The organism is Coleofasciculus sp. E2-BRE-01 (assembly GCF_040221695.1).
In the GTDB taxonomy this organism is placed as follows: domain Bacteria; phylum Cyanobacteriota; class Cyanobacteriia; order Cyanobacteriales; family Coleofasciculaceae; genus Coleofasciculus.
The window spans coordinates 59,421-79,984 of the sequence record NZ_JAVKEA010000033.1; the positions used below are offsets into that span (position 1 = coordinate 59,421).

11 protein-coding genes are annotated in these 20,564 nt (G+C 47.3%); 7 read left to right on the forward strand and 4 right to left on the reverse strand.

What is annotated here, in order from left to right; all coding sequences use genetic code 11:
- Window positions 1-225 precede the first annotated feature (225 nt).
- Window positions 226-2,364: an EAL domain-containing protein gene (locus RIG66_RS03935; protein ID WP_446375407.1), complete on the reverse strand. Its 2,139-nt coding sequence runs from the start codon at window positions 2,362-2,364 to the stop codon at window positions 226-228.
- 476 nt (window positions 2,365-2,840) lie between these two features.
- Here RIG66_RS03935 and RIG66_RS03940 point away from each other — a divergent pair, with 476 nt between their 5' ends.
- Entirely contained in the window at window positions 2,841-3,794 is a 954-nt protein-coding gene (locus tag RIG66_RS03940) for a UDP-glucuronic acid decarboxylase family protein (protein ID WP_446375408.1), read from the forward strand.
- Between the two features lie 94 nt (window positions 3,795-3,888).
- Complete coding sequence (locus RIG66_RS03945; RefSeq protein WP_446375410.1) at window positions 3,889-5,256, forward strand: UDP-glucose dehydrogenase family protein; 1,368 nt, start codon at window positions 3,889-3,891, stop codon at window positions 5,254-5,256.
- 326 nt (window positions 5,257-5,582) lie between these two features.
- Here RIG66_RS03945 and RIG66_RS03950 read toward each other — a convergent pair whose 3' ends face one another.
- The gene (locus tag RIG66_RS03950) at window positions 5,583-6,182 is read right to left on the reverse strand and encodes a Uma2 family endonuclease (protein WP_446375412.1); all 600 of its coding nucleotides are present in this window, start codon (window positions 6,180-6,182) and stop codon (window positions 5,583-5,585) included.
- A 1,214-nt stretch (window positions 6,183-7,396) separates the two neighbouring features.
- Between RIG66_RS03950 and RIG66_RS03955 the strand changes: the two genes are divergently transcribed.
- From RIG66_RS03955 to RIG66_RS03965, 3 genes are all read left to right on the forward strand, one after another.
- Entirely contained in the window at window positions 7,397-10,540 is a 3,144-nt protein-coding gene (locus RIG66_RS03955) for a hypothetical protein (protein ID WP_446375414.1), read from the forward strand.
- A 123-nt stretch (window positions 10,541-10,663) separates the two neighbouring features.
- On the forward strand, window positions 10,664-12,952 hold the full coding sequence (locus RIG66_RS03960; protein ID WP_446375416.1) for a tetratricopeptide repeat protein: 2,289 nt from the start codon (window positions 10,664-10,666) through the stop codon (window positions 12,950-12,952).
- A 145-nt stretch (window positions 12,953-13,097) separates the two neighbouring features.
- Entirely contained in the window at window positions 13,098-14,375 is a 1,278-nt protein-coding gene (locus RIG66_RS03965; RefSeq protein ID WP_446375418.1) for a glycosyl hydrolase family 8, read from the forward strand.
- A 225-nt stretch (window positions 14,376-14,600) separates the two neighbouring features.
- Here the strand turns inward: RIG66_RS03965 and RIG66_RS03970 are convergent, their stop codons facing one another.
- Window positions 14,601-14,726, reverse strand: coding sequence for a hypothetical protein (locus RIG66_RS03970; RefSeq protein ID WP_446375420.1), 126 nt, complete (start codon window positions 14,724-14,726; stop codon window positions 14,601-14,603).
- A 94-nt stretch (window positions 14,727-14,820) separates the two neighbouring features.
- Here RIG66_RS03970 and RIG66_RS03975 point away from each other — a divergent pair, with 94 nt between their 5' ends.
- Complete coding sequence (locus tag RIG66_RS03975) at window positions 14,821-17,397, forward strand: cellulose biosynthesis cyclic di-GMP-binding regulatory protein BcsB (protein WP_446375422.1); 2,577 nt, start codon at window positions 14,821-14,823, stop codon at window positions 17,395-17,397.
- Window positions 17,398-17,491: 94 nt separating this feature from the next.
- A complete protein-coding gene (locus RIG66_RS03980) occupies window positions 17,492-20,116 on the forward strand; it encodes a glycosyltransferase family 2 protein (protein ID WP_446375424.1) in 2,625 nt (874 codons plus the stop codon).
- 247 nt (window positions 20,117-20,363) lie between these two features.
- On the opposite strand, the gene RIG66_RS03985 is transcribed toward RIG66_RS03980, so the two are convergent.
- Window positions 20,364-20,564 (reverse strand): hypothetical protein, encoded by a 201-nt coding sequence (locus RIG66_RS03985; protein ID WP_006104757.1) that lies wholly within the window; start codon window positions 20,562-20,564, stop codon window positions 20,364-20,366.

A 20,564-nucleotide genomic window follows, 5' to 3' on the forward strand; every position in this document is an offset into this window, starting at 1 on the left:
CTGTATTAAGTTTGGCAAATCGTCCTCAAACCCTTACTGTTCCCTGTTCCCTGTTCCCTGTTCCCTAATCTCAACCGTTAACTTTAATTGTGTCCACCCACTTATATATTGGTTAAGGTGCGTTACGCTACGCTAACACACCCTACCTATAGAGCCTTTGCGTAAGTCCTATAAACCTGCAATCAAGGGAATACAGACAAAAAAAATTGAGATATAAATCCCAATTCAACGATTACCAAAAAGTTTCTTAGGAAACGTTAGCCTCGCTGCTTGTCCCAATCCACAGAACTGTTGGGAATTCTCATGTTGCGGCGGCGGTGGAATCCGCACAGTAATCCGCGTCAACGGTTGTCCCACTAATTTAGGCGGAATCGCAGGCTGTAGGGCTTGAACCTGGGTCAACTTATTAAGCTGCTGCATATTACTAATTGGCTGAATCAGGTCAATTTCACCCTTGACAGTTTTGGCATAACCTGCTAACCCTACAGTCACAGGTTTATCGGTATTAATTGAACTAGCTTGTTCAGCGCTAACCACGGTTTCTACCCACAGATTATTGCAATCAAGCAACGTAACAATTGGTTCTAACTGATTAACCTGTTCGCCTTGTTCCCGTTCCGCTGTGTAGACAACACCCGCAAAGGGCGCTGACACATTTTGCACTTTCCGTTCGCTTTGTAATTGTTTGAGATCATTAACCAGAGAAGGGGCATTTTTTTGGAGAGACTGGCTGTTATTTAGCTGCTGCTTGAGTTTTGCCAATTGAGCTTCCATCGTATTTACCACGACCGATTGCTGTTGTATCGTCTGCTGCAAACTAATCCGTTGATCGGACAGAACCCCGCCCATAATATTATTGCGATTACTGCGAGCAATACCCGCTTGGGCAGCATTGACTGCCTTTTGCGTCGCATCCAAGACAGATTGGGCTTGTTGGACTTCGGCTTGTGCCGATTGCCAGACTAAGCGCAACTGATCGGTTTCCTGTGCGGATACACCCCCTGCTTCTAATAGGGTTTGATACCGTTGGTAATCTAATCGGGCAGCTTCAGCTTTTGCCTGTGCCCCTTGAACTACAGCTTGCTGTTCTTTAATCGACTCTAAGCCCAGTTCTACATCCACTTGGCGCACCGCCTGATCTCGACGTTCTAGCTGCTGTAACTGCGTTTTCAGTAATGCTAGGGACTGTTTCGCCGATGCTAGCTGAGTTGCATTCACCTGAATCTGTCCTTGTAATTCGAGACTTTCAAGCTGATTGCGGATTTGTTCTTGTTCTTGGGCGCGTTCTAGGCGGAGTAGGGCTTCTTGTTCTTGGGGACTGGGTTCTTGGCTAATCCGGGCGAGAAGTTGTCCTGATTTCACAACCACCCCGGGTTGGGCGTAAAATGCTTGAATATTTCCCGTAGTTGGCGCTTGTAGCCGCACAATTCGCCCGTTAATCGTGCTACCGTCTACAACTAAGTGACTGAGGCGATAGCCAATGGAGGCAATCCCCACACCAACTGCCCCTAATCCCAGCACCACAAACCCCGTTCCCACCAGGAAACGCCAGGATTGAGTAGATTTTTGGACTTCAGCCGTGGGTGAATCCTGTTCCTCTTCAGGGCGAACCAGTTCCGTCCAATCGGGTGCTGGACTAGGGGTTTTAAGATGGTGTCCTTGAACTAAGTCAATCCCGACTTCTTCCACCAGTGAGAGGGTAACCGCATCGCTGACAAATTTAGCCGCCACCTGACTCAGCGCCTGAATGCCTTCGAGAATGGCTTTGGTTAAGACACGACTACTCGGTTCTGTTTTTAGCCGTTGGATGAGTTGACCATCCACTTTAACCAAATCAACCGCTAGTTGTTGGCATTGAAACAGCGTTAATTCGCGACTGGCAAAGTTATCCAGAACGATCGCACAACCGAGACTTTTGAGTTCGCGGACAAATGCCCGAATTGTGGGAAAATCTTTGGCGATGGTTGATTCGGTTAGCTCAAAACTCAGTTGCTTGGGGTCAACTCCTGACTGATCCAGAAGTGTTTCAATATATTCGATTAGTTCAAAGTTATTTAATCCCTCTCCTGAAAGATTAATCGACAAGCATCGATCCGGCTGTTCCGCTAAGAGTTCTATCGCCTTGCGAATGACGGCGCGATCAGCCTTTTGCAGTTGTCCTTTATCCGACAACGTGGGTAAGAATTCCTGGGGTAAGTGCAGATTTCCGGCTTCGTCTCGCCAACGCAGGAGTATTTCATTGTGTAATACCGCACCAGTCTGAGTTTGATAAACGGGCTGAAACCACAGTTCTAATTTCCCGGTACTGAACGTATCCATTTGAGCGAGGACAGACTCTGGCGAGTGTAAGGTCTCTAGCAGCATAAATTAAGTTCAAGCAGGTAGATACAAATCAAGCACCGAATTAATATCTCTGACGGAAAAATTGCCATAAAATTCCCCTCAGAAACCTCCCAGCAACGTTGTGCCAGGTTACAGCCTCACTTCGATCCGTGAGGATCGAGCGACAACCTTTGAGCCAAAATAAATTTGGCAGTTTTGTTAGCGAATCAGCTAAAACTCTTGAGGTATGGCACGTCAACGCTCAAATCCTGCACCCTAAACCGCGTTGGTTTGCCCAAGATCTAGTTGTGTTAAGAAAGTTCAACTAATATCATAACCACAGGCAAGAGCGATTGTCAGGGGTTGGGCGTTGAATTTGTCTCAATTTCACGTCCTGAAAGGAATTAAGCGATTTTAAGCATGGCGAAGACTTGCCAGTATGAGTTTCAATGTAACATGGTAGAGCTTGCTACTTTACCCCACTAAGCTTACGCGATCGTTACTATTCTGAAACACCTATGAGAATTCTAGTTACAGGTGGTGCTGGTTTTATTGGTTCCCATCTTGTTGATCGGTTAATGGAAGCAGGTCATGAAGTTCTCTGTCTGGATAACTTCTATACTGGCACCAAGCGAAATATCGTCAAATGGCTGAATCATCCTTACTTTGAACTGATTCGCCACGATATTACGGAACCGATTCGCGTCGAGGTTGACCAAATTTACCATCTGGCTTGTCCCGCTTCGCCGATACACTATCAGTACAATCCTGTCAAGACGATTAAAACCAATGTCATTGGTACCCTCTATATGTTGGGGTTAGCCAAGCGGATAGGGGCGAGATTTTTATTAGCCTCAACCTCGGAAGTCTATGGTGATCCGGAAGTTCATCCTCAACCCGAAGAATACCGAGGAAATGTTAATCCAATTGGACCCCGCAGTTGTTATGACGAAGGGAAGCGAGTGGCGGAAACACTGGCGTTTGATTACCATCTGCAAAATGGTGTAGAAATTCGGGTCGCCCGTATTTTTAATACCTACGGATCTCGGATGCTGGAAAATGATGGGCGAGTTGTGAGTAATTTTGTGGTGCAAGCGTTAAAGGGTGAACCTCTAACGGTGTATGGCAAGGGTTCACAAACTCGCAGTTTCTGTTATGTGTCGGATTTAGTTGAAGGATTAATTCGGTTGATGAATAATGAGCATACCGGACCGATTAATCTGGGGAATCCGGATGAGTATACAATTTTACAACTGGCTCAAGCGGTGCAACAAATGGTCAATCCGGATACAGAAATTATCTTTAAGGATTTACCGAAAGATGACCCGCAACGTCGCCGTCCGGATATTACGAAAGCGAAGACGTTATTGGGTTGGCAACCGACTATACCTTTACAGGAGGGGTTAAAAACGACAATAGCAGATTTCCGCGATCGCTTAACGGCTGAAGGGGATTCCCTGGTTTCCCGTTAAGCGACTACAGTATTAACTTAAGGGGACTTGCTAGCACACGAATTAATCCGCTAGATAGCCCTGAGTCCTACCATCTACCAGAGAGGATCAGCTCATGCGCGTTTGTGTTATTGGTACTGGATATGTTGGCTTAGTAACCGGGGTGTGCTTAGCCCATATCGGACACCATGTTATCTGTGTGGATAACAATGAAGAAAAAGTCAAATTAATGAAATCCGGGCAGTCGCCCATCTATGAACCGGGATTATCTGAACTGATGCAAGCTTGCAGTAATGCGGGCAGTTTGGAGTTTACCTCAGATTTGGCGAGGGGTGTCGCTCATGGCGAGATTTTGTTTATTGCGGTGGGAACGCCAGCATTACCCAATGGTGAAAGTGATACTCGCTATGTGGAAGCCGTAGCCCGTGGGATCGGTAATCACCTGAATGGGGGCTATAAGGTGATTGTGAATAAGTCAACGGTGCCAATTGGTTCTGGGGATTGGGTACGAATGATTGTCATGGATGGTGTCGCTGATCTCCAGAAGTCCTCTGGAGGTACGACGTCAGACACAAGCGTTGAGTTTGATGTGGTGAGTAATCCGGAGTTTTTGCGGGAGGGATCAGCGATTTATGATACCTTTAACCCCGATCGCATTGTGTTGGGCAGTAATAGCGATCGCGCTATTTCGATGATGCAGGAACTCTATGCGCCGATTGTGAAGCGGGAACCTGCTGAAGATAAATCCCTACCTCCGGTTCCGGTAGTGGTGACGGATTTGAGTTCAGCGGAAATGGTGAAATATGCTTCCAATTCCTTTCTAGCCACCAAAATTAGCTTCATTAACGAAATCGCCAATATCTGCGATCGCGTGGGCGCGGATGTGACTCAAGTCGCCCAAGGGATTGGTTTAGATACTCGCATTGGTGGTAAATTCCTGCAAGCGGGGATTGGTTGGGGCGGTTCCTGTTTTCCCAAGGATGTCTCCGCCTTGATTCATACAGCGGATGATTATGGGTTTGATGCTCAACTGTTGAAAGCAGCGGTAAGTGTCAATCAACGTCAGCGTTTAATTGCGGTGGAAAAACTCCAGCAAGAACTCAAAATCCTCAAAGGTAAAACAGTAGGATTGTTGGGATTAACCTTTAAGCCGGATACGGATGATATGCGCGATGCTCCCGCATTGATTCTGATTGAAAATCTCAATCGGTTAGGTGCAAAAGTGAAGGCTTATGATCCGATTATTTCATCGAGTGGGATGAGTCACGGTATATCCGGGGTGCAGGTAGAAGGTGATCCCGATCGCTTGGCAGATGGCTGTGACGCTTTGGTATTAGTCACCGACTGGGAACAATTCCAGAGTCTGGATTATGGCAAGATGGCAAAGCTGATGCATAATGCAGTCTTAATTGATGGTCGTAATTTCCTTGATCCTAAAGTGTTAGAAGACGCTGGGTTCCGCTATGTCGGAGTTGGGCGTTAATTTTTCTAAGTGTTGATTGATAGGGGTGGGTTTGGTTGTTTCCCTTCGCGTGACATCCTCCAGCACTCTAATCGCAGATTAGAGTGCTGGGTTAAGCTGTTCGGCATTTAAACCTTAATGTCAATAATGACGAAAGCCTTGTAGTGCGAGCATCTTGCTCGCTACTAATACCCAATTTAAATGCATGACAGCTTATAAGTAGGTGGACATAATTAACGTGAACGGTGAAGAACTCGCGAGAGCGAGAAGCAAGCTACGTCATTCGTCATTTGTCATTCGTCCTTTGTAAGTGTAAGGGTTTGATATCATGTCCGCCGAAATAACCCTTAAAAATTAATGCGACGATAGATTTCAGACAGGGGAACTTCTATGTTTAAACTGTGCAGGACGATCACCTGCTCAAGGTTAGAGTACACTTGCCACAGCCAGCGATCATTACTGCTAGGCTCAAGATTATGATACTGCTCAATGTAGGGTTCAGCTTGGCTCACCAGCAGATATTCACAAAAACTAGCAAGAGAACGATATTTTCTGAACTTTTCACCTCGATCATAGGCTTCCGTAGAAGGCGATAGAACTTCGACAATCAGGAAAGGATTGAGAATTTCATCATTGCGCTCACCATTGAACTCTGGGAAGCCATTAACCACCATCAAATCAGTATAAGTCCCACACTGATATTCAGGAATCCAAACTCGCAAGTCGCTGTTATACCAACGAAAATCGGTATCTCTGAGCAAAAACCCCAAGTAAATTAATAAGTTGCTAGCGATCGCACTATGGGCTTCAGAACCTCCCGACATTGTAATAATCTCACCGTTGCGGTATTCATGACGTTCCGGGTGGGTTTCTTCCATCGCCCGATACTCGTCTAGCGTGAGGCGAGTTGTTCCTACATCTGGGGAACTGGTTTGAGCAAAGACCACAATCAGACCTCTTGAATCATTACATCCTTACCTCTAATCTAAAACGATTGAACGCACCCCAGCTAATCCAGCTCTCGGACAAAAGACATGGCAGTATCGACAACGAGAGTGTGATAAATCGGCGTAAGTAAAATGAAAATGGCTATCCCCTTGCCCTGCGATCGCTTCTTTAAGCTGAAGTTCCCCCCGTCCAGATGTACTAAGTAGTCTGACAAAAGTAAAGTTAACGGTGGAGATTAGGCAACAGGCAACAGGTAACAGGCAACAGCAAGGGTTTGAGGCTTGTTAACATTTCTTAGTAAAGTGAACAGAATTGTATGTTCAGATACTCACACCCAGGCTAAAGCCTTATCCCCTGATTCCCCTTGGCAAATTCTTTCAATATGTTAAAACTGAGAAGTTAAGGCGTAGTTGTAGAGGAATGCTCACTTGCCACTCCAATTCCCCAAAGGTTATGGAGGCTCTCTTAACGGACGCATTAAACTAGATAGGGACTGGTGATTCATCCCGCGCTGAATGAAAAATGACAGCCGAGGGAACCTATCGCCAGATTAGCTAGAAATGAGTCAGGGGTGCAATTTTCGCTCTTCAAGCGAAAAATCCGTGAAAATACGGTCTACGAAATGAGTACCCATTCGGTAAAGTCAAAGTATCTGCATCTGTTATAGTGTTGCACTCGCCAACACCGTTAGCTGATTGAACCTTTGATCAGATCAAAGGAGGTTGATGAGAACGCGATCGCTGTTTCGGCAACGAGCGCAGGAATAGTCACTCAAGGCTTCGGGCGCTCAATGCCTTGTACCTTTGAGTGAAATGACTAGGGGACGGATTCAGGCTTTGCCCAAACCGTTCTATTTACAGCTAAACGTTTCTCGAATTAACTCCCTTGAATTGTTTAGTCAACTATCATTGACTCGGCAAAATTTTCGGGTGAGGATTAGTTCGTAGGTGAACGGTTGCGCCAAGAGTACCCTAAAAAAATATGGTGGGAATTGACCTGTCAATTTTCTGGAATTCAGACGTAACCGAGTGGTTTTAGCTAAAGCAGGTGGATGTTTATAATCAAAAAGCGTCACTGGCTATCCTCCATTATCTATAAGACAAGATTCAACCTTCATTCAACCAAGGTTATATGAATCGCCAAGGACTAATTCCTTTGCTAAAGTGGCGACAGGGTGCAGGGCAAACATCAATCGGTCAAACGAACTCCGGTAATGAACTTAATAGTCCCTGATTCTCAACGATTCGGCTTGCTTAAGCCGCTGCTATGGATTAATCTGCTTAGTATTGGATCACTTATTGTTTTCTGGACGCTAGGATTACTTGAAATTAAACCCGCTCAGGCGACTCTACCTGGCTCAGAAGTCGCCAATCGGCAAGATATTGGAGAAGAAAAACCGTCCGGTGATTTCCAATTATCTCTGAATCAAGCCGATCGCCTGCATAAACCGGGTTCTGAACTAAACGAACATCCAGATCCAGCGTCCGTCTCTGCCCAAAAGGTGGAGTATGTCTCAAGACGAGATACTACTCTATCGACAAGCCTGAATTCTAACCCTTCAGTCGTAGCTGTTGAACCCAATGCTATAGCGGCGAAAACGAATGCAACGCTTGACCAAACCGTTCCAGTAAGACACGAGGAACAACAAAATAACGACAATAGTTCCGCCCCCATCGATAGGGCAAAAGATAGGGGAACAGCAAGAACAGAAGACGTAGAAACTAGAGCGTATTCCAACCGTATTGCTTCCCCCATCCCCAATCCCCCGATTCAAGCCAGTCTATCAACTCAGTCGGGTTTATCAGAACTCGCTTTAAACTCTGCTCACCAACCCTTGACGATTCAGGAAGACCCTCTGACTCCCGAATTGTCCTCTGATCAGAATTGTCACGATTCAACCACCTGTAACCAACCCCTTGCCATTGAAACCTCAGTCCGGTTTAGGGATACCTTCGACGTAAAGGTGGCGCAGCTTCCAACTCTGTTACAAAATTCATCTCCCCTTCCTGTACCGACAAACTCTATTCCTCTGGGTTCTACGGGATCTAACTCAGGACAGCTTCCTGCCTTTCCCACTCTCATTTCACCGAATGTGCAACCCCAGGGCGTGAATCCCTACAGCCAAACTTGGGGACAGCCCTCTTCCTTTACTCAAACACCCAACACCATCCCCACACCCGGTACTGGGGCGGGGATGAGTCCCAACTCCTATACCCAAACCTGGGGACAGTCCCTTTATGGAACCCAAACGCCTACGGTTATTCCTATGCCCGGTACTGGGGCGGCTATGGGTAACAATCCTTATAACCAACCTGGGGGACAGTCTCTTTATGGAACCCAAACGCCTACGGTTATTCCTATGCCCGGTACTGGGGCGGTTATGGGTAACAATCCTTATAATCAACCTGGAGGACAACCCTCGTATTTTGTCCCCACTCCTAACTTTATTCCTGTGTCAACTCAGGGCTTTCCTGGGGGAGCAAATCCTTACAACCCCGCCGGGGGACAAGTTCCTTATCTGCCTCAAACCGTAATCTTGGTTCCCGTGCAAACCATGGGAATGCCTCTAGGGGGTAATAACTACAATCCAGCCGGGGGACAAGTTCCTTATCTGCCTCAAACCTTTATCCTCGTGCCAGTACAACCCATGGGAGTCCCGATGGGGGCAAATCCTTATAACGTTGGCGGGGGGCAGGTTGCTTACATTCCCCAAATGCCCCAAGTTGGGTCAATGCCACCCACTCAGACTCCAGTTGGGTTTAATCCCTATAATCCCGGTGCAGGACAGTTTTATTCCTTACCCCAAAATCAAGCCGTCCAACCCGTACCGATTAACCAAAATCCGCAAAATTTTAATGGCTATAACCCAGGTGTAGGACAGGTTTCCTACCTACCGCAAAACCAAGCCATCTTACCTGCACCTGTTAATCCCAATTCCCAAAATTTTAATGGTTATAACCCAGGGGCAGGGCAATTTTATGCCTTACCCCAAAACCAAGCCCCTTTACCCGCACCCGTTAACCCAAATTCCCAAAGTTTCAACGGTTATAACCCAGGTATAGGACAGGTTTCCTATTTACCGCAAAATCAAGCTCTTTTACCCGCACCCGTTAACCCAAATTCCCCAAATTTTAACGGCTATAACCCAGGTGTAGGACAGGTTTACACCCAGCCGCCAACGCAAGCCGCATTACCTCCACGGGTTAATCCCAATGTCAATCCATTGAATGGGACGAATTCAGTCGCACAGTCTCCTTTTGTCTCACCCAATCCAGGCGTTGTACCCGGTACTCCTAACCCAAACCTGCCCCCTCCAGTGGCGACTCCGGCTCAGGAGTTTGACCCAACTCAGCCCAATCAACCCCCATCTTCCCTGCTACGCAGTACAGCATTGCGAGATCCCACCTTACAGTTCCAAGGAACTTATGTGGTGCAGGGTGACTCCTCTGTGGCGAGGGCGCGGTTGGCTGGCGTCTATCCTCTAACTCCCAAGGCGCTATTTGCTGCTACGTTAGATTTAACCAGCGAAGATAGTGGTTTAGCCGATTCTCCCAACCAAGGATTAAACATTAATGAACTCTATTTTGCTACCGCTCCGTTTACCGATTTGCCGAATTTGCGTTTTGTACTCGGTCAACTCGATTTAACCTCTTACTTTGATCGCAATAGCTTTGCTAAAGATGGCGTCACCCATTTCTTTAATCCGGTTTTTCAAACCAATCCAGCCTTAAGTGCCACCGGAATTTCTTCTCGTCCTGGCGTCTTGGTCAATTGGACATTAACTGACAATATTGAAGCGAAAGCGGCGGCGTTTTCATCATCGGGAAGTATTGGTGATTTTGCCTTAGATGGATTTGCTGGAGAAGTGGGTTTGCGCTATGGCAATGGCATTATTCGCGGCACCTATGCCACCGATCGCGACGCGGGTTCAGATACAGGATTTAACGAAATTTTCTCCATCGCACGCGGGGACAATAATGTGGGACTGGAAGAAGATGATCGGGAAGAGGCGTATGGTCTCAATGCTGAATACTTTATCCCGGATTGGAATATGGGCATCTTTGGTCGCTATGGTCGGTATATTAACCGAGAGATTGACGAAGCCGCGACGACCTATAGTTTTGGCGTTAGCTTTTTGGATGTATTTACCCAAAACGATCGCCTAGGTTTAGGCTATGGTCAGGAATTATCAAATAATCAAGGAGAAGAAAATCCCGACGTTTTAGAACTATTCTATGATTTCCGATTCTTACCCAATCTCCGTCTAGGATTTACTATCCAACAACGGAATAACTTCTCCGAAACCGATGTCGGTGTCCGCGTAAAAACCGAATTTGATGTGATTCCCATAGATTGAAGAGAGATGAGGGAGATGAGGAAGATGAGGAAGATAGGGGAGAGAATTTACATAAGACGAATGACGAATGACAAATGACAAATGACAAATGACAAATGACAAATGACAAATGACAAATGACAAATGACTAAACTCATTGGATTAGGATTAGCTGGATTAGCCATTAGCACACCGATGGTGTACACCATCCCGGCTGTTCATGCCCAAACCGTACCCACAGCCGTTCGCGAAGCCTTTTCCCTGTTGAGTCAGGGACGAGTCCAAGACGCGATCGCGGCATTTGAGGCAGCGGTACGGCGCTATCCGGATTCGGTGGATGCCAAGTTAGGGTTAGCGATCGCGCATCGACGACAGGGGAATCTTGACCAAGCCTGGAATGCTTATCAACAAGTATTGGCACAAGACCCCACCAATGAATTAGCCTTAAAATCAGTGGGTCTATTCGGTACCTATCGATCTGAATGGCAAGTTCAGGGAATCGAAGCCCTCACCACATTGCTGAATCTCAATCCCAACGATATCGAAGCCCGGGGTTTGCGAGCCCAACTCTACGGCTTTCAGCAACGGTTTGCTGAAGCTTTGGCGGATTATCAAATTGTCCTACAAGGAAATCCCCCGCCCAATATTTTGCTGGGGGCGGCGGAAACGTTTACCAATAGCGGTAACCCCGAACGGGGATTGGAACTGTTTAACCGTTACCTGGCGACAGGAGGACAAATTACTGGGTATCCTGCCCTGGCTTACGCCCGCGCCTTACAAGAAACCGGAAATCCGGCGGCGGCTGTCCAGATTCTGGAAGGACAACTGCGATCGCCCCAACTCCTCTCTGATCCCCAATTAGCCATCTTCACCCGAACGGCTTTATCCCAAGCCTATCTCGCCAATCAACAGCCCACTGAAGCCTTAAATGTCTTAACCCCCCTACAAGGGAATCCCAATGCGACTTTACCCTTAGCACGAGCCTTGAATGAGATTCGTAATCAAACGGGTAACCAAGCCCTAACCCAACAAGTCGCGAATTTGTATCGTCAGGCGCTCGATCAAACCCCCAATCCCGAACCCAAACTCTTGCGGGAAATTGCTGATGTATTTGCTGGGCTACCCAACCAACAGCAAACCGCTCTGAATCTCTATCGGCAACTCTTAAGTTTACAACCCAATGACCGCACTCTCTTAGTTAAACAAGTCGCCTTGGAACGGGAACTCGGTTTAATTTCTGAAGCCGAACTCAAAGCCCGTCTATTGAGCGCCCTGCAACCGCTCCCGGCTGATCCCAATGAACGCCAACTCATCGCCCAAGCCTTAGCTGGGATTGAACCCCCAGGACCGGAATTATTACCCATTTACACCAATCTCATCCAATCTGGTGTCAACGTTCCCTTCTTAAATTTCCGCATCGCCCAGATTTTATTGGAAAACGATAACCTCGCCGGAGCAAGACAGGCGTTAGCCGCTTATGCAGCTACCCCCGCCGGGGCGGAAGACTTAGCGCCCCAGTTGTTAGCGGCAGAAATTGAGCGTCGGGAAGGGAACTTAGAAGCCAGCGCCCAGCGTTATCAGGCTTTAATTGCCAGTAATCCAGCCGAACGAGATATTCTCAACGCGGCGATACGGGGATTGGCGAATGTGCGGCTACAACAAAATCGTCCCACGGAAGCCCTCGGTGTATTTGACCAGTTAATCGCCCGTAATCCCCAGGACACGACACTGCAACTCGCCCGTGCTAACCTAGCCTACCAAGCCGATCTGATTTCAGAATCCCAAGCCCAAGCGGTTCTCAATTACTGGCTACAGACTCAACCCGCCACCAGTGCGCCGCCAGAACTATTTACGTTGGTGGGATCATTACCGCCATCTCCTGAACGGGAGGCACTTTATAACAGACTGCTTCAGCTTGATCCAACGAATTTGCCTGTACAAATCCGCTCAATTCAGCTTATCGCCCAACGCAGTCCAGAACAAGCCAGAGTTAGAGTCGCGCAATTAGTCGCCCGCGATCCCACCAACATCCGCAACTACTTCTTACAAGGACAAATTGGTCAAGCGATCGATGATTTAGAACTCGCCGAACAAGCCTATCAGTTAATTTTATCTGCCCAACCAGCTAATCAAGAGGCATTATCAGCTCTAGCTGGAGTTCGATTTCAACAACGACGATTAGATGAAGCCAGAAATCTTTATTCCCAAGCCTTAGCCCTTGACCCGAATGATCAAGGAATTCGCCAAGCAATGATTGGACTGAAACGAGTTCAAGACTATCAGCTTGAAGCCTTAGCGGATTTGGAAGCGATGCAAGTCGAACAACTTCAACAAGGAGGAACGTTAGATCCAGAATTATCAAATCAAATGCAACAAATTCAGGAAGACTTTTTACAACGACGAGGATTTCAACCCCCATGGGAACGGTTCTAGTTTGGCGCGTTATTCCCCATTCCCCATTCCCCATTCCCCATTCCCTATTCCCTGACAAATGACAAAGGACAAAGGACAAAGGACAAATCACTGGGTTCGTAGTAGGCACTTTAGTGCCAGAAGCGCTAAAGCGCTGACTACAAGCATGACTACAAGCGCTATGTTACTGCTGTTGAATCTCACCAGTTGTGTGTCCATCGAATTCTCCGAACCTGAACAGCCGGAAGCGTCTGTATCCCCTTCCCAACCCTCAGTAACGGCTTCCCCCGTGGCTGATTTTCCCGTTTTATCCCCATCGCCGCCTATCCAGGATATACTCGAACAAAGCTGGGTCATCTACAGACAACAATTCATTCAAGAGGACGGACGAGTAATCGACTACGAAGCGAGCGATCGCTCCACCTCAGAAGGACAAGCCTACGCTATGCTCAGGGCTGTATTGATTAATGACCCAACCACATTTGCCCTCACCTTAGAGTGGGCAGAAGATAACCTGCATCGACTCACAGAAACAGGTGAACCTGAAGACAATCTTTGGGTTTGGCTGTGGGGTCAAGATGACGAGGGCAATTGGGGTGCCATTGATCGAAATTTTGCCAGCGATGCTGATATTGATGCGATTACCGCATTAATTTGGGCATACCGCCGCTGGAATCGCCCGGAATATTTAGAGTTAGCGCGAATCAAGTTGCGCGATTTGTGGGAATACTCCACCATCGCTGGACCCGATGGCAAGCGTTATCTCCTTCCTGGACCCAAGGAAGCCTTTGTCCCGTCGCCATCGACGATTTATCTGAATCCCTCCTATCTCGCCCCTTATGCGTTTCGCCTGTTTGCTCAGGTTGATCCCGAACGAGACTGGCTGAGTTTGATAGACAGTAGCTACTACGTCTTGGAAAACTCCTCTAAAGTTTCGGCGGTTGGGTTACCGAGTGACTGGATTGCTTTGGATTTACAGACCAATCAATTTCAGTCCATACCCCCACAAAGCAAATTGAAAAGCGTCTATAGCTTTGATGCGTATCGCGTCTGGTGGCGAATTGCTTGGGATGCCGAATGGTTTCAATCGACGGAGGCATTAAATTATCTGGAAACAGCAACCCAATACCTTGAAGATCAATGGCAATCGTCCTCTCGCTTGCCTGCTCGAATTAACCTCGATGGAGAATCTTTGGTCAAATACGATGCCACCTCCCAATATGCCATGCTTTACCCAGCTATGCGCTTAATCAATCCGGCTATAGCTGAACAACTATTGGAGCGTAAACTTCTACCACAATACAATCAGGGAATTTGGGATGATGAATCTGCTTACTATACCCAAAACCTAGCCTGGATCGCCCTAGTATCACCTGACCTGGTAAAGAATTCGCAATTTTTTCAATCCCAGCATCAGTTTTCCAGAAACGCAATAAGGGAATGATACAGAGGTCGATAACGTCTGTCAAGGCTTGAAACCGTTACGAATAAATTCGTAAGCACGAATAATCGCATCTTAGATCAGGGTGGCATCGAGTCGAATACCGATTCAGAGGACTAGAAAAATGTCACCACCGTTTCTACAAATGACCGGGTTCAGTCAACCTGTTACTCGTTGGACTGAAGCGGGAATGCTATCTACAAACACGCCTAATTCTAGTGGATTTCGTTAGTCAACGATGTGGCTGGCTTGCCATCCTTTAGGGCAAGTTTGTCCGTAAACCCTTACGACGTACAAATGACCAATGACCAATGACCAATGACTATCTCCACCGTTAACTTGAATTTTTCCCACCTACTTATTCCCAAATTCCAGATAGTTGGAATCGCATAATTTAGTTCCCAAGCAATACTAACTGGGCATTTCCATCAACCGTAAGAGTTCTCCTATGAAACGCCTGTTTCGTCACTCCCAATCTCCAAATCCTTCCACCCATCGCGGACGTCAGCGCTCCACCCGTGTATCTACAGGAACGCGACTCGGATTGTTGCTTCTGTGTAGCGTTTTAGTCGTCGGGCTAGTGATCACTACCAACTTTGCCGTCGCTCAAAGCGACAGTAACCTGCAAGAGCAGGAAGATCAGCTAATTCGCGAATATACCCTACCCACCACGCCCCAAAAGGAACCTGTTTACAAACCCGCTCCGGCGGCTCCTCCGAAAAAATCCACATCACCAACACGCAAGCGAACAACGCCTGCACCTAGTCAACCGCCGCCGCAGAGCCAGCCCACTCGTTCAGCGCCGACATCAACCGAACCTGAAGAACCTGCACCCGCACGTCGTTCTCCTGCACCCTCCTCACCTGCTCGCGAGGAAGAAACGGCAGAGGCTGAACCCCTACCCACAGGCGAGTACGTCCTGCAATTCAATCGCTCTCCCATTGTCGGCAACCGCTTCCGCTTCCGAGGTGTGTATTCTGAAGCTCGACTCGGTTTTACCCGTCCCCGGGGCTGGAAAATCCAAGGGGCTAAAGCCCTAATTCGTTTCCAGCATTCACCCGCCCTGATTGCCAAGGACTCCAATCTCACAGTCCGAGTGAATGGCACGAGTGTGGGTTCAGTCCCCCTCAACCGCCAACAATCGGAAGTTGGCAGCGTTCTCTTCAACGTCCCATCCCGACTGATTCAGGACTATAACGAACTGACAATTGTCGCCCGACAAAGTAATGACGAAGAATGTAGCGATCCGGGTGACCCCACGCTTTGGACTGAAGTGTTGCCGGATTCAGAATTACAGTTTGAATATCAGCCCCAACCGATTCCGCTCAACTTTAGCCGCTATCCCTATCCTTTCTTTGACAACCTCAGTTTAGATACCAATCGCATTGCTTATCTTCTGCCTAAGGTTAACGATACTTGGTTAACCGCCGCCCCTCGTTTTCAAGCTGCATTAGGCAGAATGGCAGAATTCCGTCCCATTGATACGGAAATCATTAACGATTTAGAGGATATAGAGTGGGGTCAACGGTTGGTCGTTATTGGCACACCCGCTGAACAACCGGGGTTAGAGGATTTGGATTTGCCCTTTAGCATCAGTGGCAACCAAATTTTAGATGGAAACCAAGTCGCTTTACCCAGTGACGTAGGTATCTTAATGATGACCACAACCTTAGATGGGGGGGTTCCCGTTTTAGTGGTGACAGGCAATGGGGCTGACGGTGTTGCCAAAGCTGCCCAGTTTTTAGTCCAGCCTGACAGCCGTAAATTTGGCACAGGTCAAGCTGTATTAGTGGATAGTCTCAAACAGGTAGACACACCATCACTCCGGAATTGGCCCGGTTATTTACCGGAAGAAAATTCCTTTACCCTCAGCGAAATTAAAACCAAAGAAAACGGTGATCCGTTCCAAGACATCACAGTACGTGGGTCAGCGGCGCCCCCGATTCCAATTGATTTTCGCGCTTTGCCGGATGACCAATTTACGCGGGGGAGTTCTATGACCCTGCGTTATAGCTATAGTCCACAAATCAATCCCCGTACCTCGGCGGTAGAAGTCCTACTGGATGGCACGTTTATCGGTGGGGCGCGATTGACCTCAGAAGACGGCGCTACCCGAAAACGATTAAAAGTGGATTTGCCCCCGCATTTAATCAAGCCTGATTCCCAACTGGAAGTGGCATTCCGACTCAATGCCAGAGAACCGGGTGTATGTGGTAAAGTCACCGACCAACAATTGACGGGAACCCTCCATGCAGACACTAGCTTCAACCTGAACCGCCAACAATCGGTACAACTCCCCGATTTAGGACTGTTCCAGGAAGGTTATCCCTTTGCTGCACCCCAGGATTTGTCCAGAACCGCGATTGTGGTGCCGGATTCTCCGAGTAATACGGATTTGCTGACGCTGTTAACAGTTAGCGAACGTCTGGGACGACTGAGTAAGGCAGATTCGGTCAATCTGGATGCCTATACAACGACAACGTTGCCGGCTGAAGTCCGCGAGGGACACCATTTGGTGGGAATTGGTACCAGAGAGCAATTTCCCTTCCCAGAGGTGTTTGATGGCAGTGGTTTCCGCTTACAGGATGCTTTTTCTCGCCAGTGGAATCAAGGCAGCATTCAAGCCTTACCGGATAACGAAGGCATGATTAAGGAAATCATGTCGCCAGAGAACAAGGAACGGGTACTGTTGGCGCTAACTGCACAGACGGCGAATGGGTTAGAACGAGTGCGGCAGGTGATTAGCAAAGATCCCTGGTTCTTCCAACTCCAGGAAGACACGGTACTGATCAGCAGCAATCAGCAAGATGCGGCTAGCTATGACCCGGATGCCTACACATTGGAATTCTTAGAACGTGCGCCCTCAACGAGTCGGATTGAAAATACCGGAGTGTTGAGTAAGGTGTCACGCTTTATTCAAGACAACTGGTTCTTTTTACCGGCTGGCATTTTCGCGATCGCGCTTTTGCTGTACGGGATTTCTCAGTTCTATCTCAAGCGGCTTAGTGATCAAAAGAGTCATTAGTTATTGGTCATTCTCCCCCAGCTTCCCCAGCTTCCCCAGCTCCCCCAGCTCCCCCAGCCTTCTACCTTCTTGTTCACTAACCCCTACCGTTGATATGTCCTCGTTTTCGTCTAAATTCCAGCGATTTCGTCCTCAACGCCCCTTCGCCACTGACTGGCTAGTTGATGTTCTGCCTCGGTTTTTTGATCGCTCACTAGAACCCATTGGTTTAAGCCATTTGAAATGGCTGGTTCTGTTTCTTCTGGTGATCTCGATTCCCCTCGTCATTACCCCGCTCAAGGTTTGGCAGCAGGGTGTTGTCGCCGTTTTGCTTTTGGCGATCGGTCAAGTGGTTGTGCGGGCGGAAACCCGAGTTTCCGATAAACAAATTAGTGAGTACTACCACTTATTTTTAGTGTGGTTGAGTTTAGTGACTACTGCCCGCTATCTCTACTATCGCCTCAACTACACGCTCAATTTTGATAGCTTTCTCAATGGCTTATTTTGTGTACTGCTGTTGATCGCTGAACTGTATGCCATCCTGACGCTCGTTCTGGCGTATGTTCAAACCTTACATATTCAAGACCGTGAACCTGTCGATTTGTCGGCATATCCGCAAGACCAGTGGCCCAAGGTAGATATCTATATTCCCACCTACAACGAAGACGTGGAAATTGTCCGCAAAACGGCAATCGGTGCCATGGCAATCGACTATCCGGAAGACAAAAAAAAAGTGTATGTTTTAGATGATGGTCGAGCCGAAAAATATAAAGCCCGTCGCGAAAGATTGCGGAAAATGTGCGAGGAAGTCGGCTGCATCATGATGACGCGGGATAGTAACGAACATGCCAAAGCGGGGAATATTAATACCGCGTTTCGCCGCACGAAGGGCGATTTGGTGATGATTCTGGACTGTGACCATATTCCGCTGCGAGATTTTCTTAAAGATACCGCCGGCTTCTTTTTTGATCCAAAAGTCGCATTTGTGCAAACACCCCACTGGTTTTTTAACCCAGATCCATTTGAGCGAAATTTGCGTACAGATGGCAGAATTCCGGTTGGCAATGAACTGTTTTATAAGGTACTGCAAAAAGGGAATGATTTTTGGAATGCGGCTTTTTTCTGTGGTTCAGCAGCGGTAATTCGTAAAGAATATGCCCTACAAGTGGGTGGGATTGCTACGGAAACGGTGACTGAAGATTGTCACACGGCATTCCGACTCCATTCTCTGGGATATAAGTCGATTTACTACGACAAAATCATGATTGCGGGTCTCGCCCCGGAGAACTTTTCCTCCTATGTGGGTCAGCAAGTCCGGTGGGCGCGAGGTATGGCGCAGATTCTGCGGATTGAAAATCCCGTGTTTAACCGTAAGCTAAATTTGACGATTCCCCAGCGGATTTGCTATTTCAGTGCCACGTCTCACTTCTTCTACGGCTATCCCCGACTCATCTATGCCCTCGCGCCGACTCTGTTCTTATTGTTTAGAATCAACCCGATTCAGGGTTTGGGATTAGAAACCTTGGCGTATGCATTCCCCCATATCCTCCTGTCCCTCAATGCTAACTACATTATTTATAAGCATGTGCGCTTTTCCTTCTGGAATGAAATTTTTGAATTTGTCATGGCATTCCAGGCGGGGTATGTGACAACGATGGCGTTAATTAATCCCAATTTGGGTTCTTTTAACGTCACAGACAAAGACATGACCCTGGTTAAACGGGAATTTAGCTTATCAAACTTTGATTGGCAGTCTGTACGGGGTCTCTTAGGTGTAACAGCTTTTGTGCTGCTGGCGTTAGGGTCAGTTCCCTTTTGGTTGATCCTGCGTCCAGAGGATACAGAAGCGGTTTTGGTTAACGCCTTGTGGTGTATCTTTAACATGGTTTTATTAATGGCAGCATTACTGGTTGCCTTTGAACAACCCCAAGAACGCACCGCCCACCGCTTACGGCGACGCCTGGGGGCAACGGTTTACAGCTATGACAAAAGTTGGAGTGGCGTGACTCTGGATGTTTCGGAAACCGGAACTCGAATGATCTTAGAAGTTGAAGGTCAACCCAACTTACCCGATGAAATTGAAGTTGAATTAGTGGGCGATTATGGCGCAAGGGTGATTATGGAGGCTCAGATTGTGGTGGCAAAGTCGGTCAATGAGCATCAAATGGAATTGGCGGTTAAGTTTATTAATGTCACCCAAGCCCAGCGAGATAATTTAACCTTGGTGACGTATTCTGATGTGAAGGAATGGTATTCACAAACACGGGAATATGTGGATAAACCGTTGCAGTCCTTAGGATTTTTGGCTACAGGTCTTTTTCGTGCCTTCCAGGAATTTAACGTGGAGAAAGGGGCAGGAAAAGTCCGCAAACGGGTTCAAGCTTCAGCTCAATTGTTTTGGGAAGGGGACTTTTATTTGGCAACAGTGACCGCAATTGGGGCGACAAGTTTGCGATTAGAACTCGATGATTCTATTACATCGAATGCTAAATTACTTAAATCTGATAATTTAAAGAAAATGCAGCAAGAAAAACCCTTAGTGGGCTTGCTGTTAAGTCAAGACGCCATGAGCCAATCCCGGGAGCGATTTTTAACCCAAATTCTCTCATTAGAAATTCTGGTTCCAGGCGATAGCAGTAGTTCTTCGCCGAAAAAAATTGCGCTAGAATTAAGTTTCCCTGAGCAATTCAAGGATCGGCAGTCTGCCAAAATTAAGGAGCTAGTCAGAGTATTGCATTAAGCTAAGGCTGGTGGGCATTGCCCACCCTACTAGCTTGGCAAGCTTAAAACAGTGGTCAAGTATTTTCAAGGAACCCTTATGAGAGTAGCGATCCAGAAAAATTTTACCCACAACTTTAAGCTTGCCAGCCTACTACTATCAAGGGTTTTGACAAATGACAAATGACAAATGACGAATGACGAATGACGAATGACGAATGACGATCTCCACCGTTCACTTTAATTATGTCCACCTACTTATCTTTCCCTTACCGACTCACCAATTGCTGAATCACAGAGGTTTGTTGTTCAATTACCGTGGTTTGCTTCTGAGATAAAGCAATTAAAGACGTAATTGACTCTTGCTGCACCTCATTTATCGATTGCATTTCTTTGATCTGCTCTTTAAGTTCCTGAATCGCTTCCTTGAGTTCCTGAACTTGAAAAAAAACTTCTTCTGTGGGTTCCAT